This window comes from Pseudomonas sp. PS02290, from assembly GCF_029960075.1.
Lineage (GTDB): Bacteria > Pseudomonadota > Gammaproteobacteria > Pseudomonadales > Pseudomonadaceae > Aquipseudomonas.
The window spans coordinates 1-15,604 of sequence record NZ_JASCOY010000104.1 but is presented as its reverse complement, the minus strand read 5'-3'; the positions used below and the strand labels follow the sequence as shown (position 1 = coordinate 15,604).

Here is a 15,604-nt window from a genome sequence, read left to right as displayed (position 1 = left end):
GTCAGCGTTTTACTGACTGACCCACCGCGTTCGCGGGACACCCCGCGCTCCTGCATTGCGAATCCCATTCATCCCCTCACAACTGTGGAATCCGACCATGCAGGCGTTTGTGAAAAGCTGTGCCCTGGCCCTGACGCTGGGACTGTCAGCGACCTCCTTGCAGGCCGCGGAAAAGGTCATCTTCGACACCGATTTCAACGTGCTCAACGACGACGGCCAGGCTTTCATCATGCTGGCGCAACTGCACGCGCAAAAGCGCATCGACCTGCTGGGCATGACCCTCGTCAGTGGCAACGCGTGGGTTGATCAGGAACAGGTCGATGCGCTGAAGGCTGTCGAGCGCATGGGCGTGGAAAAGGACATCGGCGTGTACTCCGGCGCGGCCTACCCGCTGCTGCACGACTTCGCCACGTATGATCAGGAAAAAGCCCTGTTCGGCGCAGGCTGGCCGGGGGCGTTCAAGACCCCGCGTCCGACCTCGGCCTCGCAACTGGTTTCGCCGCCGGACGGGCTTGCAACGCACACTGCATTGCGCAGCGAATCCGCCGCGCAGTTCATCGTCGACAGCGTGAAGAAAAACCCCCACGAGGTGACCATTCTCGCCGTTGGCCCATTGACCAACATCGCTCTGGCGATTCGCAGCGCGCCGGAAATCGTGCCGCTGATCAAACGCATCGTGTACATGGGCGGCGCCATCGAGATCCCCGGCAACACGACGCCAGCGGCGGAATTCAACTGGTGGTTCGACCCCGAGGCCGCAAAAATCGTCCTGCGCTCGCCCATCGAACACGTGATTTTTCCCAACGATGTCTGCGAAAAGGTCATCTTCGACAGCTCGGTCTACCAGCGCATCGTCGCCAGCAAAGGCGTGATTCCCAACCTGTACAAAACGGTGCTGGGGCCTGAGTTCGACAAGGACCCGAACCACCACAGCTTCACCTGGGACAGCCTGCCTGCGCTGTACCTGGTGCATCCGGAACTGGTCACCGAGTCCAAAGACCTGTGGGTCGATGTCGACGCCCACTTCGGACCGGATTACGGCCGCTCCATGGGCTACAAGAAGGGCGCGCCCGTCGGCACACAAAAGGCGAAAGTGGTGTACGCCGTGGATCAGAAGAAGTTCTGGGATGCGTACGTGGATCTGGTCACTCTGCCTGCGCCGGTCAAACGCTGATCGCCTCAGTTCGCGCCGTTCGTATGAAACGGCCCAACCGGAGGTAGGCAAAATCAGCCGATCAAGGCAATCAGCTGCTGGCGCTGGGCATCGGTAAGCAAAGGCCCTCTGGCGGCTTCGGCGTTTTCCTTCATGTATTTCGGATTTCCCGTACCGGGAATCGCGCACGTTACTGCCGGGTGCGAGATCAGAAACTTCAGCGCCAGTTGCGCCCAGCTCCTGGCCTGAACTTCTCCCGCCCACCCCGGCAGCGGCGTGTTGCGCAAGCGGCCGAGCAGACCGCCTCCACCGAACGGCCGATTGCAGATCACCGCCACCCCTCGCTCACGGCACAGCGGCAGCAGCCGCGCCTCGACAGCGCGATCGTCCATCGCGTAATTGATCTGCAGAAAATCGAACGCCTCGGCCTTCAGCGCAGCTTCCACCTCGACGTAGGCCGACGGGGTGTAGTGCGTCAGACCGATGTAGCGAATGCGCCCTTCTTCTTTCCACTGACGCAGGGTCGGCAGATGGGTCTTCCAGTCCAGCAGGTTGTGGATCTGCATAAGGTCGATGCGCTGGGTCCGCAATAGCCGGAACGACGCTTCCATCTGGGCAATGCCTTCGTCGCGCCCTCGAGTCCAGACCTTGGTCGCCAGAAACGCTGGCGATGACGGCTGATGGATCGCCAGCAACTCGCCCGTGGTTTCCTCGGCGCGGCCGTACATCGGCGAACTGTCGATCACCGTGCCGCCTGCGTGGAACAGCTGGTCCACCACGGCGGGCAGCAGTTTGTACGCATCGCTGCCGGGCTCGACATCGAACCCGCGATAGGTGCCAAGGCCGATCATCGGCAACGCTTCGCCGCTGGATGGAATGTCTCGCGTGAGCATGTTCCGCTCTCCTGATTGAACGGGCGAAGGGCCGGGGTGTGGCGGTTCGGATGCTGTGGCGTGGACGCCTGCACTTGCATCACCGACCGCTGAGTCAAACACCAACGCCGCCGAAGCACCCGCCGCCAGGGTGATCAGTCTTCTGCGGGTGAGCGGGCGTGGGTCGGTCACGGGCATGTCTCCGGGTCGGGCTGACGTGAGCGCACAGTGAATGGTCGACCCCACGCACGCGGCCTCGGTTCAAGTCCGCACGACCATCAGCGCAGATCGCGGGTTGGCGCTGGAACTCAATCATTCCTCCTATCGGCCCGGAGTGACGCAGAGCGCCTCGGGATGCATTCCCACGCAGAGCGTGGGAACGATCGGACATCAGCGCCTGGAATGGCCTCTTCCCGGCTGAAGCCGGTCCCACTAAACAGCAGCGCGTGCATCCCATGGCATCGGCGGCGCACTGTAGGACCGGCTTTAGCCGGGAAGCTCTTGATCTGCGCAGCGCTTTTGATCTTCACAGTCTGCCTCCGGGCAGACGCTCTTGATCTCGGCAGATACTGCGACCATCTGCGCAGATCGCGGGAACGCTGGGCAGCCCCATGCGTCACAACTCCATCTTGAACACTGGAGGACACAAAATGAAAACCGTTATCACCCTGAACGAACTCGCCAACGCAGACCTGCGCCCCTACACCGAAATCTGGCTGACCTCACCGACCGCCGTTCGCGAGCCCCACCACACCGATGACGAACTGTGCCTGTGGCGCGCCAATCAAGTGTTCTCCCACGACATGCTCAGCGAAGGCACCCATGGTCAGAACGTCATGCCGGTCTGGCTGGTGGTTGACGACATCGACGACTCTGAGCAGGTGCTTGAAGTCGAAACACAAGTGCGTGAACGCCTGCTGACCGCGGGGCTTGAAGGGGAGTTTTATCCAGCGGAGGTGGGCGAGCGGACTGACGGGGTCAAGTGATCTAATCAAGTGCGGAAGCGACGCGTAAGGCCGGCAAGCACCCGGCCAGCCTTTGCGTATCGCCGCGAGTTACCGCGATTTATGGCTTCAGCGCGTCATACGCTTCCAGCGCGTGCATCGAATAGATGTACGCAGCGCCCGCATTCAACGAGATCGCGGTAGCCAGGGCGGCGGCGACTTCTTCACGGGTCGCGCCCGCGGCGATGGCGGCCTGGGCATGGCTGGCCAGACACCCGTCACGGCGCGTGGTGACCGCGACAGCGAGGGAAATCAACTCTCGGGTTTTGGCGTCGAGGACGTTGTTTTCCGCGGCGGCTTCGCCAAGGGCCATGTAGGCCTTGATCATTTTCGGGTTGGATTTGGACAGCGCACCAAACGACTGTTTGATGGTGGAAACCAGATCGGGCCAGTTGCTGAACATGTTGGTATCTCCTGAGGGCGGCGACTAGACTGCGCCGGAACACCTTCAGTCTCCGCCAACCACGGCGCGGCGACTTGCTCGTTTGGCTCATTCTTTTGTCCGAAAGTCGCCTATGAACGCCATCGATACGCTCATCGCCCTCGCCGACATCCGCGGCAGCCTCGACCTTCGCTGCCAGTTTCAGGGCGATTGGGCCCTCGACCATGACCAGCAACCCCCGGGCACCTCGCCCTATCACATCGTGCTGGCCGGCCACTGCCACGTGGAGCTGGCCGAACGCCAACGATTGACCCTGACGGCCGGGGACATTCTGGTGCTGCCACGGGGCAGCCAACACCTGTTGCTGAGTCCCGGCCTGCGGGTTGCGCCCTCCCGGCCTCAGCGCGGGACTGACTCAGGATTACTGCCAGTGCAGCGCTTCGGTGACGGGGCGGAGCTGGATCTACTCTGCGGCCGCTTCATCCAACAGCCCCACGCAATGCTGTTCTCGTCTCTCCCCGATTATGTGAAGGTCTCGACCCAAGCGCTGGGCAGCGCCGACCCGCTGCCAGCCTTGGTCACGCTGTTGCGCAGTGAAGCGAACGCCAACCTGGCGGGGGGCCAGTTCATGGTCAATGCGCTGACCTCGGCGCTGTTCACCCTGGTCCAGCGCGAGCACCTTCGTCAGTCGCCGCAACATACCGGCAGCCTCGCGTTGCTGACGGACAAGCGGCTGGGCCGGGCGTGGCAGGCCATGCTGGAAAATCCGGCCCATGACTGGAACGTCGAAGCCCTGGCTGAATTGGCGAACATGTCCCGAGCGACCTTCATGCGCGCCTTCGCGAAACTCAGCGGCAGCTCGCCGTGGACGTTACTGACTCAAGTCCGCATGCAACGGGACTACGGTTTGTTGAGTCGGTCGAAAGAAGGCCTGAGTGACATCGCCGCCCAGGTTGGCTACCAATCCCAGGCGGCCTTCAGCAAAGTATTCAAGGACACCTACGGCATGGCGCCCGGTCAAATGCGCCGAAGCTTGCTCAGCAATATCGACGGGTGACCCAAGGCTTCACGCCGGCGGCGTGGCGCCCAGACGTTTCCACATCGGTTTGGTCAGGCGCTGTGTGTTCTTGTAACCGGCCCACGGGTCAGCCTTCAGCTTGCGCAACCGCTGCTGCAGATTGGCGATGTTCCACTGCGCCGAGGACTTCACCTCGGTCAGCTCGTCACGGCTGATCGGCACCGACACCGGCAACCCCGGCCGCGCCCTCGCCGAATAGGCCACCACGGTGCTGGCCCCCCGGCTGTTACGCAGGTAATCGATGAAAATCTTTCCGACGCGGTTCTTCGGCCCGGACGTCGCAGTGAATCGGTCCGGCAGCTCCCGGGACATGAATTGCGCCAGCGCCTTGGCGAAGGCTTTGACCGACTCCCAATCCGCCCGGCGCGCCAGCGGCACGACGATGTGCATGCCCTTGCCGCCGCTGGTCTTGACGTACGCATCCAGGCCCAGCTCGTCGAGGGTCGACAACGTCAGTTGTGTGGCTTCGATCATGCTGCGCCAGGGCAACTGGTCGTCCGGGTCGAGATCCAGGACGAAGTGGTCCGGCAGCTCGATCTGATCGTAGGTCGCGCCCCAGGTGTGCAGTTCGATGGTGCCCATCTGCGCCGCACCGACCAGTGCCTTGACGCTGTCGATCTCCATCAAACGCGCGTGGCCGGGGTCGAGCTTGGGGTCCAGCTGCTTGATGTTGGGGATCGCCATTCGCTCGGAATGTTTCTGGAAAAACTGCTCGCCCGCCACGCCTTCGGGGCAGCGCAACAGCGCCACGGGCCGATGGTCGAGGTGCGGCAAAATCCAGTCCGCCACCGATTCGTAATACTGCGCCAGCTCGATCTTGTGCAGACCGCTTTCGGCGTCGATCACCCGTTCGGGATGGCTGACCATCACGCCGGCCACGTCGATGCGGTCCTTGCCTGCACGCTTGCTGGCCGGCTTTGGCTTCTCGGCTGAAGGATCGGCGCGGGTCGTGGATTTCTTGCTCGGCGCTTTGGCTTTGGCGGCGCTGGGTTTGAACGGTGCCTTGATGTCTCTCGGCGTCCTGGGGTATTCGTGGACCACTTCACTGGCCGGCTTATCGCTGCGCAACGAAACAAACGCCGAGTGACGAATGATGCCGTCACGGGTCCATTCGCCAAACTCGACCTCCGCCACCAATGTCGGCTTTATCCAGTGCACACCCCGGCCCTGGGCGCTGGTAACCTTCTTCGCCAGCGGCGAGGCGTCCTGTTCCAGCGGCTTCATCTGCTCAAGCACGTCGCCGAGCATCTGCTGATTGAACCCCGTGCCGACCCGACCGGCATACACCAGACCCGCGCCCTCCTCGTTCACCGCCAGCAGCAGCGCGCCAAAACCATTGCGCGCGCCCTGAGGTTTGGTGAAGCCGACGACGACGAACTCCTGGCGCAGCTTGCACTTGAGCTTGATCCAGTCGGCATTGCGTTTGGACTGGTACACGCTGCCGGCCCGCTTGCCGATGACGCCTTCGAGGGACATCAGGCTCGCGCTTTCAATGATGTCGCGATGGCCGGCAGAGAAGGCTTCGGAGAACCGCAGCAGGCCCTTTTTCTGTCGCCCCAGCACTTTCTTCAGCGCCGCACGACGGTCTTCGACCGGCGTCTCCCGCAGGTCTTCACCATTCAGGAACGGCACGTCAAACAGGTAATAAATGATGTCCATGCTGCGGTCGATGTCGAACGCATTCTGCAGCGCCTGAAAGTCCGGCAACCCAGCGTCGTTGAGCACCACCACCTCGCCGTCCAGCCAGGTGTTGTCCAGTTTCAAATCGCCAACGGCTTTGGCCTGCAGCGGCAATCGATCGGTCCAGTCATTGCCGTTGCGGGTAAAGAACTTCACCTCGCCATCGATGATGCGGGTCAGAATCCGATAACCGTCGTACTTGATTTCGTAGAGCCATGTGCCTTCGGGCGGGGTGTCCATGAGCGTCGCCAACTGCGGCGAGAGCTTGGCCGGCACGCCGCTCTTTTTGGGTGAAGGCGTTTTGGCTTTTTTTTGCACCGGCTTTTTTGCGGGCGTCTTCGCGGCAGAGGTGTCGGCAGCGGGTTCAGATGCCGCCGATTTACGTTTGGCATTCTTGGCCGGCTTGCGTCCTTCGCCCACCGTTGCGCCACTGACCACGCTTTCCGGCTTGTCGACGACGATGTCGTATTCCTCGCCCGAGCGCACGGCATCGTCCTTTTCCTTGATCAACAGCCACTGCTCCTTGTCGCTGTTGCCGGGCAAGCGAGTCCGCACCAACGCCCAGTCGCCGGTGAGTTTCTCGCCGATCAGGGTGAATTTGAGCTTGCCGGCCTTGTAGGTTTCCTGCGGGTCGCCATGGGGCTGCCAGATGCCGCGATCCCAGACGATCACGTCGCCAGCACCGTATTGGCCCTCGGGAATGCTGCCCTCAAACGTGCCGTAACCCAGCGGATGGTCTTCGACGTGCACCGCCAGGCGCTTGTTCTTCGGGTCCAGGCTCGGCCCTTTTGGCACCGCCCAGCTTTTCAGCGTGCCATCCAGCTCAAGGCGAAAGTCGTAATGCAGGTTGCGCGCGTCGTGCTTGTGAATGACGAAACTCAGCGCCTTGCCTTTCTTGCTTCGCGTCTCGCCCTCGCTTTCCGCCGGCTCGGACGTGACATCGAAGTTGCGCTTGCGGGTGTATTCACTCACAGGTTTTGTCATGACGATGAACCTCTGCGCATTGGAACGGTGCATCTTTTAACGCTACTACAGGACACGCGTTCAAGAGGCCTTGGTGGTCTTCTTTCGGGGCGGAGCACGGCGCTTCGCCGGCGCATCGTCCTTGGACTCGGCTTTGCTTTTGCTCGCCGGTTTGGCTTTGGCAGGCGCCGCCTTCGCTGCAGTGCCGCGACCGCCCAGGCTGCGCTTGAGCAGTTCGGTCAGATCGATGACATCAGCCGACTTACGCTCAGTGTCGCCAGCATCGGTCTCGACGTTCTCGATCTTGCCTTCGCGGGCCTTGGTTTCCACCAGCGACATGATCTGGTCCTGAAAGGTGTCGCGGTATTCTTCGGCGTCCGGCGTCCACTCGGTGCTCATGTCTTTGATCAGGCGCTTGGCCATGTCCAGCTCGCTCTTGCTGAGCTTGACGTCGGTGGCTTCCTTGGGCAGCTCGAGGCTGTCGAGCCCGCGCACTTCCGAGGGCCAACGCAGCAGCACGAGCACGATCGCCGACTCCAGCGGCATCACCGCCGCCAGGTGCTGGCTGGTACGAATCACCACATGGGCCAGCGCCACCTTGCCGGTATCGACCAGCGCCTGGCGCAACAACGCGTAGACCTTTTCGCCGCGCTTGTCGGGGGCGAGAAAGTACGGGGTGTCGATGTGCTGCAGCGGTATCTGGTCGCTGTCGACGAAACCGAAGATGTCGATGGTCTGGGTTGATTTGGGGTGCGCCGAGCGAATTTCGTCCTCGCTGATGACGACGTAACGCCCTTTCTCGTACTGCACGCCCTTGACGATGTTTTCCTTATTGATCTCCTTGCCGGAGACCTTGTTGATGCGCTTGTAACCGACCGGGTCCATGCTGCGCTTGTCCAGCCAGTCGAAGTCGACACCCTGGCGGGACGTCGCCGACACCAGCGCCACAGGAATATGCACCAGCCCAAAACTGATCGCGCCTTTCCAGATTGCCCGAGGCATATTTTTATTTCCGATGGGGTGTGAGGGGGGTATGTGTAAGCAGTGACCGAAGCGCACGTGGAAAAGTTTCGGCCGGGCGACCGGAACGTCGCTATTGTCGTGGGCTGCACGGCTTTGGTGCGGGTAAGGCGTCACTCCATAACGTGCGCCGACCAACGCTGCGCCATTCCACTGCCACCCCTTCTTAACGCAACGAAAAGGCGTTAACCTCGCGCCACTCTTTTTTGCACGCCGTACCAGAATCGTTCTGCCGAGCCTGCAACCTCTCCAGGTATTCCCATGACGTCCATATCTCCTGCTGCCCACGGCGCCACCATGACCAAGGGCCTGGCGATGCTGTTCGCGTTCTGCTGCGGCGCGATCGTTGCCAACCTGTATTACGCCCAGCCCATCATTGGCTTGATCGCACCGGACATCGGCCTGTCCGGCACACTCGCCAGCTTCATCGTGTCGCTGACCCAGATCGGCTACGCGCTCGGCCTGTTCTTCCTCGTGCCGCTGGGCGACTTGCTGGAAAACCGTCGCCTGATGATCGTCACCACCTGCGTCGCCATGCTCAGTCTGCTCAGCGCCGCGTTCGCGCAGACGCCCAACCTGTTCCTGATCGCTTCGTTGCTGGTGGGTTTCAGCTCGGTGGCGGTACAGATTCTGGTGCCGCTGGCCGCCAACCTCGCCCCGGAAGAAACACGCGGGCGCGTGGTCGGCAGCATCATGGGCGGCCTGCTGCTGGGGATTCTGCTGGCAAGGCCCGCTGCCAGCCTGATCGCCGACCATTTCGGCTGGCGCGCGGTGTTCGGCACGGCCGCTGTGGTGATGCTGCTGATCAGCGTGGTGCTGGCGACCACCATTCCGAAACATCAGCCTGCCCACAGCGCCACGTATGGCCAGTTGCTCAAATCGTTATGGACCCTGCTGCGCAAACAGCCGGTCCTGCGCCAGCGCGCGTTTTATCAGGCGTGCATGTTCGCCACCTTCAGCCTGTTCTGGACCGCCGTGCCGCTGGAACTGGCGCGCAATCACGGCTTGTCGCAAAGCCAGATCGCCCTCTTCGCCTTGGTCGGGGCCATCGGCGCCATCGCCGCGCCCATCGCCGGCCGCCTGGCCGATGCCGGCCACACCCGCGTCGCCAGCCTGTGCGCCATGCTGTTCGCCGCACTGAGCTTTCTGCCCAGCCTGATCGAGCCGGGCTACGCCGTGATCGGCATGGCAGTCACCGGGGTCATCCTCGATTTCTGCGTGCAGATGAATATGGTCCTCGGCCAGCGCGCGGTCTACGCCCTCGACGCCAAAAGCCGCAGCCGGCTCAACGCGCTGTACATGACCAGCATCTTTATCGGCGGCGCGATTGGCTCGGTGGTCGCCAGTGCGCTGTATAACCATGGTGGCTGGGTCTGGATTGTGATCGTGGGGAGTGTATTTCCGGTGCTGGCGTTATTAGGGTTTTTGAAAACTCACGGCCGTGAATAACGGAGCACGGCCCGCGCAGGATGCTCAGGCCAAAGGCGTGAGGCGCTGATCGCCACTCAAGAAAAAACCGCCGATATCGGCGGTTTTCTTTTGAGGATTCAGTTCCTGATCCCAGCCATCGGGCCGGCGGGCTCAAGCTCTCTTTCAATCTCGAGCGCTCCGCGCAGGAAGTGCATCTGCGAGGGGATTATTTCAACAGCGCGCTTGCGCGCTGAGGCTCGGAACTCAGCGATCGACTGCAGTTTTTCTCTGCGTTTCCTTGTGTTCATGAGCACCTCCCTGCCCTGGTTGAGAAAGTCATATTAGGAACGACCTGCCGAAATGACAAGGCATCCATCCGCATCGAACTGGAAACCCAACCTTTGGTAGTAACTCACCACACCTGGCTCGGGGCTCTCAATCTGGATGACTTCACAGCCCAGCATCCTTGCGTAAACACCTACCGCTAGAAACATCAACCGGGCCACCAGTCCTTTTAGGGGATGGTTCGTGTTCGGCTGCCCCTCGAGCAGGATGACCTTGATCCGCAAACGGCTCCTTCGCGGTGTTGCATAACACAAACCGCAAAGTTCATCGGCATGCCAAAGGGCGAGATCGAGCCCTCTGGCATCTTTGCGCTTCCACCACGGTACGTCCCCCCATGGATATGAGCTGCCATACCACCCATGACTGATCTCTATCGCGGCTGAATCTATAGGCGCAAAGCGTATTAACCCTCCATTGACACCCAGCGCGTTCAGCTTGAGCGAGTTGCCAACGGCGTTATTGACCTGCTGGCGCGCCTCCGATTTAAGGATCTGATCACGCAGTTTGGTGTCCTTTCCATGCCTTCCCATCGCCATATTCGTCCAAACCCGAGGCAGCGAATAATGGCGAAAGCATCCGACCAGCATGCGGTACATATTTATCGCGACCGAAATTTTGGCCTTTCGAACGATCAACTCTTTCGGGTTTGCCGCCTGCACGGCCTGGTAAAGACGTTTACGCAGCCGATCCAACATTTGCGGGGCTGGTCACGAATCAAGGCCTATTCGTCGATCAGACAATCGCCTCAAACCCCCTCCGCAAATCCTCAATCAACGCCTCCACATCCTCCAGCCCAATGTGCAGCCTCAACAACGGATTCAGGGATGTGTCCGGACCGTTATCACGATCACCGACGTTCGCGACGATGATCAGGCTTTCGAACCCGCCCCACGACGCGCCCAGGCCGAACAGTTGCAGCGCGTCGATGAAACGTTCCAGATAGCGGGGGTCGGCGTCCGCGAGTTCGAAGGTGAGCAAGCCGTTGCTGCCGCTGAAGTCGCGCTTCCACAGGGCATGGCCCGGATGATGGGGCAGCGCAGGATGGAACACGTTTTTGACCTGCGGCTGTTCCAGGAGCCAGTGCGCGACCTGCAAGGCCTGGCGCTGGTGGACGTCCAACCTTGCCGCCAGGGTGCGGGCGCCGCGCAGCACCAGATAAGCATCGTCCGGGCTCACGGTGTTGCCGAAGGTGTCGGTCATGACGGCCAGACGCTGCCAGACGGCTTGGGTGGTACAGACGCTGCCCATGACCACATCGCTGTGACCGCTCAGGTATTTGGTCAGGGCCATGATGGAAATGTCGGCGCCCAGGGCCAGAGGCCGGTACTGATACCCGGAGCCGTAGGTGTTGTCGACTGCCAGCAAAATCCCTTTCGACTTACACAGCGCAGCAATCATCGGCAGATCGCACAGTTCATACAGCAGCGAGCCGGGAACTTCGGTGTAGACCATTCGGGTGTTGGCTTGCAGCTGCTGCGCCAAGCCGCTGCCGTCGGCAGAAAAGTAGCTGTACTGGATACCAAACGGCGCCAGGAATGCTTCGGCGATCTGCCGCACCGGTGAATACACCGCGTCAGTAATCAGCACATGGTCGCCTGGGCGCAGGTAGGCCAGAAATGTCTGCGCAACCGCTGCCAGGCCGGTACCGAACAGGCGAGTGCGGTAACCGCCCTCAAGCTCGGTGATCAGGTCTTCCAGTTCGAACGCGGTCGGGTTACCACGCGCGCCGTAGCTCAGGACACGCTCAGTGTCGCGGCGCTTGCGTGCGTCGCGCATGTCGCCAAGGCTATCGAATAACACAGTGCTCATTCGCGTGACCGGCGGGTTCACGCCGCGCGGCCCGTCGCCCTTTGCGCCTCGGGCGGCATGCACCAGCCGGGTACGAACGCGATCATCTTCTGCGATGGCCGACAAGGGCTTGAGACTGGCGATCTCCTGCTCGGTCATTTGCCCCAACAGACCGATCTCCCAGGCCAGGTACTGCCGGGCCGCCGCTTTGTTGCCCGAATGACGGTCATGGGTGAAAAACAGAAAATCAATGCAGTCCTCGTCAGGCGGATCACCGGCGCTTTCGCTGAGGTTGAAACCTGCCGCCTGCCATGCATTGAAATTCAGCCAGCGCACCGAGCCGCGCAGCTCCTCCGGCAACTCCAGTGCAGCCAGCGCCGCCACGGCCGATTGCTCCGCCACCAGCACGACGGGGCTGCCTTGCCCAACCACATCGGCAGCCAAGCGAGGACGGATCGACCAGCGCGACCCCTCGATATGGCCTTTACGAAACGCCATGCTGCCGCGCAGGTCGATCAGCACGACCGTATTGTCTCGGAGCGCATCTGCCAGTTCGGCAGCGCCCACTTCAGCCAGGGGCGGCAAGACACCGGAGTTGTCGATCGGCAGGTGCAAGCCGCTGTTCAACCCGCCTTCCAGTACATAGGCGTCATGGCCCAGCTGACGCAGCCAGGCGGCGACGATCGGCGCGCGCACGCCGTCGTTGTCCACCAGCACCAACCGCGCCTGACGCACACCGATGTACAGGTCGGTGCTCTGAATCAACTGCCCACCCGGCGTGTGTTGCGCGCCCGGCAAACTGCCCAGCGCAAATTCTTCCGGGGTACGCACGTCGCACAGAAACAGACTCCGGGATTCGTCGGCAGACCACGCCAGAACCTGCGGCGCATCCACCGCCTGCACCCCGGCGCGCCGGGCGAGATGTTGAGCCGCCTGACGTTGCGCCTCCAGCGAAGCGCCCGGCGGGACGTTCGGGTATCGGCGCTCGCCGCCATGTTCCAGCGGCAAGTCGGCGAGGTACCAGCCCTGGGTGCCGTTTTCGAGGGCGTAGACCGGATTTCTTACCCCCAGGTCGATCAGCGTCTGCGCGCCGATGATGCTGCGCGTGCGGCCGGCGCAATTGACCACGATGGGCGTGGTGTCATCCGGCACCAGCTCGTTAAGCCGATAGCCCAGCTCGCCATTGGGGCAGCAGACGGAACCGGGAATGGTCATCTTGCGGTATTCATCGAACGGCCGGCCGTCCAGCAACACCAGTGGCGTGCCACTGGCTTGCATCGCCGCCAGCTCGGAGGCGCTGATGTGTGGCGTATGGCGGGCCTCTTCGACCAACTCGCCAAAGGCCTTCGACGGCACGTGTACTCCGGCAAACAGCTCCCGTCCGGCGGCGCGCCAGCCATCGGTGCCGCCCTCAAGAATATGCACGCCGCTATAGCCCAGCGCTTCAAGACGCTGCGCGGCACGTGAGGCGAGGTCGCCATCATTGCGGTCGTAAACCACCAGGCGAACCCGAGGATTGGGGGCCAGGCGATGCACGTCCAGCTCAAGGCGGCTATAAGGCAGATTTACCCCATGAAACAGATGCGCTTCACCGTACTGGCCGTGTTCACGAACATCGAAGACGGCGATTTCCTGCCCGTCGAACAGCCAGGCGTGTAATTGGTGCGGGGTGACTTTCTGGCTCATGACGTTCTCGTGATTCTGTTGTAGAGCGACATCAGGCGTAGGCCTTGATCGACGGGGCCATTTGCGAGGCGTTGTAATTGAGCACCTTGCCTTCCTGGTTCACGCCATAGCGCCCGTTCAAGGATTCCAGCGGGCGCCCGTACAAGTGGAAATGCAGGGTCGGTTGCTCGCCCTCGACCTTGATGCCGTGCAGGTCTTCACCGAGGAAGCTGATGGGCGTTCCGGGCTGCACCACCACTTCCTTTTCCAGCGCGAGCCGGGCGATTGCCGGATCACTGCCGTCGTCCGTGCGCGCCCACACGTAATTGATCTCCTGCCCCTCGACCGCAACGATCACCGCCCAGGTTTCATGGTTGTGGGGCAGCGTACTTTTGCCCGGCAGCAGTGAGTTCATGTACAGCGTCGGGGTCTCGCCGTCGTCGTTCAGACGGTAGCGGAACGCGGTGTCGCCCTCCCCCGGCACGGGTGCAGGAAAGGTGTCGAAGTTGAACAGATCACGACGCTCCGCCAGTCCCTCGAGTAGCGTAACGATGCTTTTCAATGCCTCGCGATCGACGCCGCGCTGGTGAATCGCGCGTATCTGTTGCAGAAAGGCTTCGACGACTTGGCTGCGGTTCTCGATGCTCATCAGGTGCTCCTTATGTGTGTTCAGGCCAACAGGCCCGGCTCAGACCGACAGGCTGTAACGGCTGATATTGCTCAACAGAAACGGGTCGCCACTGGCGACCGGACGGCGTCCGGCGTCGCCCAGGGCATGGCGCAAAAACGTCTGGGTCCGCTCATGGGTCGGGCGCTGGAAGATGTGTTCGGGGCTGCCGTGCTCGACGATCAGGCCGTTTTCGGTGAAATACACGACATCGCTGATGTCCTCCGCGAAACGCATTTCGTGGGTGACCAGCACGCAGGTCATGCCCTCTTCGGTCAGCTCGCGAATCACCGCCAGCACTTCACCGACGGTCTCCGGGTCGAGGGCCGACGTCACTTCATCGAACAGGATCAGTTCCGGCCTCATCGCCAATGCCCGCGCAATGGCAACGCGTTGCTGCTGACCGCCGGACAGCTGACCCGGATAGGCATCGGCCTTGTGTTCCATGCGCACTTTGGCGAGCAGTTCGTGCGCGTGCTTTTCAGCGTTGGCCGCTGATTCGCCCAGCACTTTGCGCGGCGCGATCACCAGATTTTCCAGCACCGACAAATGCGGGAACAGGTTGTACTGCTGGAACACGAAGCCCACGCGTTTGCGCAGTTCGATGCGCTGCGCCTCGGTCTTGAGCGTGTGCACATCGGTGTCGCCCACGCGGATGCTGCCGCGCTCGGTCTGCAGCAAGCCGGTGATGCAGCGCAGGATGGTCGACTTCCCGGAACCCGAAGGGCCGATGATCGACACCGCCTGGCCGCGCTGCACGTCGAGGTCGATGCCCTTGAGCACCCGATTGCTGCCAAACGACAGGTGAATGTCGCGCAGACTGACCAGCGGTTGCTCGGCGCGCGTGTCAGGAGAAGGCATAACGTCGCTCCAGGAATTGAGTGAATCGGGAGATCGGATAGCAGTAGGCGAAAAACAGGGCCAGCACGCTGAAGTAGATCAGCACCGTGAAGCCGGTCCGGTTGACCGTATTGCTGGCAATCTGCGCGGTGTCGATCAGGTCATGCACACCCACCAGCGAGGCCAGCGCGGTGCCCATGGTGATCACGGCATAGAGGTTCATCCACGGCGGCAACATGCGCTTGAAGCACTGCGGCAGGATGATCGAACGGAAGATCTGCCCGCGTGTGAAGGCCAGCGAGCGGGAGGCTTCCCACTGCGTGCCGGGTATCGAACCGATGGCGCCGCGAAAGATTTCCGCGACGTTGGCGCTGGCGGGCAACGCCAGGCCGAGGGTGACTTTCACCCAGTCCGGAAACGAGATCCAGGACGTACCGATGTGCAGCTCGAATGGGAAAACGTAGGTGGTGAAATAGATCAGCACCAGCCAAGGCGCGTTACGAAATACCTGCACCCAGATCTTCGCGGGCAGCCGGGTGATCCACAGCGGCGACACCGCCAGCGCACCCACCAGCAGGCCGAGCACGGAGCCGATGGCAATCGCCAGCAGGCTGATCAGAATGTTCTGGGCAAAGCCCGTCGCCAGCGCTGGCGACCACTCCAGGAGCGCCGCAAACACCGGGCTTTTCGGGGCGCCGAAGACCAGCCAGAGCAGCACCGCGGCCAGCAGCACCAGC

14 protein-coding genes are annotated in these 15,604 nt (G+C 61.9%); 4 read left to right on the top strand and 10 right to left on the bottom strand.

The window, feature by feature from the left end; genetic code table 11:
* Positions 1-97 precede the first annotated feature (97 nt).
* Positions 98-1,174, top strand: coding sequence for a nucleoside hydrolase (locus QMX88_RS25575; RefSeq protein WP_282373055.1), 1,077 nt, complete (start codon positions 98-100; stop codon positions 1,172-1,174).
* Positions 1,175-1,227: 53 nt separating this feature from the next.
* Here the strand turns inward: QMX88_RS25575 and QMX88_RS25570 are convergent, their stop codons facing one another.
* Positions 1,228-2,223 (bottom strand): aldo/keto reductase, encoded by a 996-nt coding sequence (locus QMX88_RS25570; protein ID WP_282373054.1) that lies wholly within the window; start codon positions 2,221-2,223, stop codon positions 1,228-1,230.
* 452 nt (positions 2,224-2,675) lie between these two features.
* Between QMX88_RS25570 and QMX88_RS25565 the strand changes: the two genes are divergently transcribed.
* Positions 2,676-3,011, top strand: coding sequence for a hypothetical protein (locus tag QMX88_RS25565; protein ID WP_192174754.1), 336 nt, complete (start codon positions 2,676-2,678; stop codon positions 3,009-3,011).
* Between the two features lie 79 nt (positions 3,012-3,090).
* Here QMX88_RS25565 and QMX88_RS25560 read toward each other — a convergent pair whose 3' ends face one another.
* Entirely contained in the window at positions 3,091-3,432 is a 342-nt protein-coding gene (locus QMX88_RS25560) for a carboxymuconolactone decarboxylase family protein (RefSeq protein WP_282373053.1), read from the bottom strand.
* Between the two features lie 112 nt (positions 3,433-3,544).
* Between QMX88_RS25560 and QMX88_RS25555 the strand changes: the two genes are divergently transcribed.
* Positions 3,545-4,468 (top strand): AraC family transcriptional regulator, encoded by a 924-nt coding sequence (locus QMX88_RS25555; protein ID WP_282373052.1) that lies wholly within the window; start codon positions 3,545-3,547, stop codon positions 4,466-4,468.
* Positions 4,469-4,477: 9 nt separating this feature from the next.
* Here the strand turns inward: QMX88_RS25555 and ligD are convergent, their stop codons facing one another.
* Together ligD and ku are read right to left on the bottom strand one after the other, a co-directional pair.
* Positions 4,478-7,153, bottom strand: coding sequence for a DNA ligase D (gene ligD / locus QMX88_RS25550; protein ID WP_282373051.1), 2,676 nt, complete (start codon positions 7,151-7,153; stop codon positions 4,478-4,480).
* 60 nt (positions 7,154-7,213) lie between these two features.
* Entirely contained in the window at positions 7,214-8,134 is a 921-nt protein-coding gene (ku, locus tag QMX88_RS25545) for a non-homologous end joining protein Ku (RefSeq protein WP_192174757.1), read from the bottom strand.
* Between the two features lie 279 nt (positions 8,135-8,413).
* Here ku and QMX88_RS25540 point away from each other — a divergent pair, with 279 nt between their 5' ends.
* The gene (locus QMX88_RS25540; RefSeq protein ID WP_282373050.1) at positions 8,414-9,601 is read left to right on the top strand and encodes an MFS transporter; all 1,188 of its coding nucleotides are present in this window, start codon (positions 8,414-8,416) and stop codon (positions 9,599-9,601) included.
* A 98-nt stretch (positions 9,602-9,699) separates the two neighbouring features.
* On the opposite strand, the gene QMX88_RS25535 is transcribed toward QMX88_RS25540, so the two are convergent.
* The 6 genes from QMX88_RS25535 to QMX88_RS25510 are packed head-to-tail and all read right to left on the bottom strand — an operon-like array spanning position 9,700 to position 15,603.
* Positions 9,700-9,870, bottom strand: coding sequence for a hypothetical protein (locus QMX88_RS25535; RefSeq protein ID WP_282373048.1), 171 nt, complete (start codon positions 9,868-9,870; stop codon positions 9,700-9,702).
* Positions 9,871-9,903: 33 nt separating this feature from the next.
* Positions 9,904-10,602 carry an N-acetyltransferase gene (locus QMX88_RS25530; protein WP_282373047.1) on the bottom strand — a complete coding sequence of 233 codons (699 nt, stop codon included), beginning with the start codon at positions 10,600-10,602 and terminating at the stop codon, positions 9,904-9,906.
* A gap of 37 nt (positions 10,603-10,639) precedes the next feature.
* Positions 10,640-13,381, bottom strand: a complete 2,742-nt coding sequence (metC, locus tag QMX88_RS25525) for a cystathionine beta-lyase (RefSeq protein ID WP_282373046.1) — start codon at positions 13,379-13,381, stop codon at positions 10,640-10,642.
* Positions 13,382-13,412: 31 nt separating this feature from the next.
* Positions 13,413-14,009, bottom strand: coding sequence for a cysteine dioxygenase (locus QMX88_RS25520; RefSeq protein WP_192174760.1), 597 nt, complete (start codon positions 14,007-14,009; stop codon positions 13,413-13,415).
* Between the two features lie 39 nt (positions 14,010-14,048).
* Positions 14,049-14,888 carry an amino acid ABC transporter ATP-binding protein gene (locus tag QMX88_RS25515; protein WP_282373045.1) on the bottom strand — a complete coding sequence of 280 codons (840 nt, stop codon included), beginning with the start codon at positions 14,886-14,888 and terminating at the stop codon, positions 14,049-14,051.
* Positions 14,875-15,603, bottom strand: a complete 729-nt coding sequence (locus QMX88_RS25510; RefSeq protein WP_282373044.1) for an amino acid ABC transporter permease — start codon at positions 15,601-15,603, stop codon at positions 14,875-14,877. The genes QMX88_RS25515 and QMX88_RS25510 overlap by 14 nt, the downstream gene beginning before the upstream one ends.
* Between the last annotated feature and the right edge of the window lies 1 nt (position 15,604).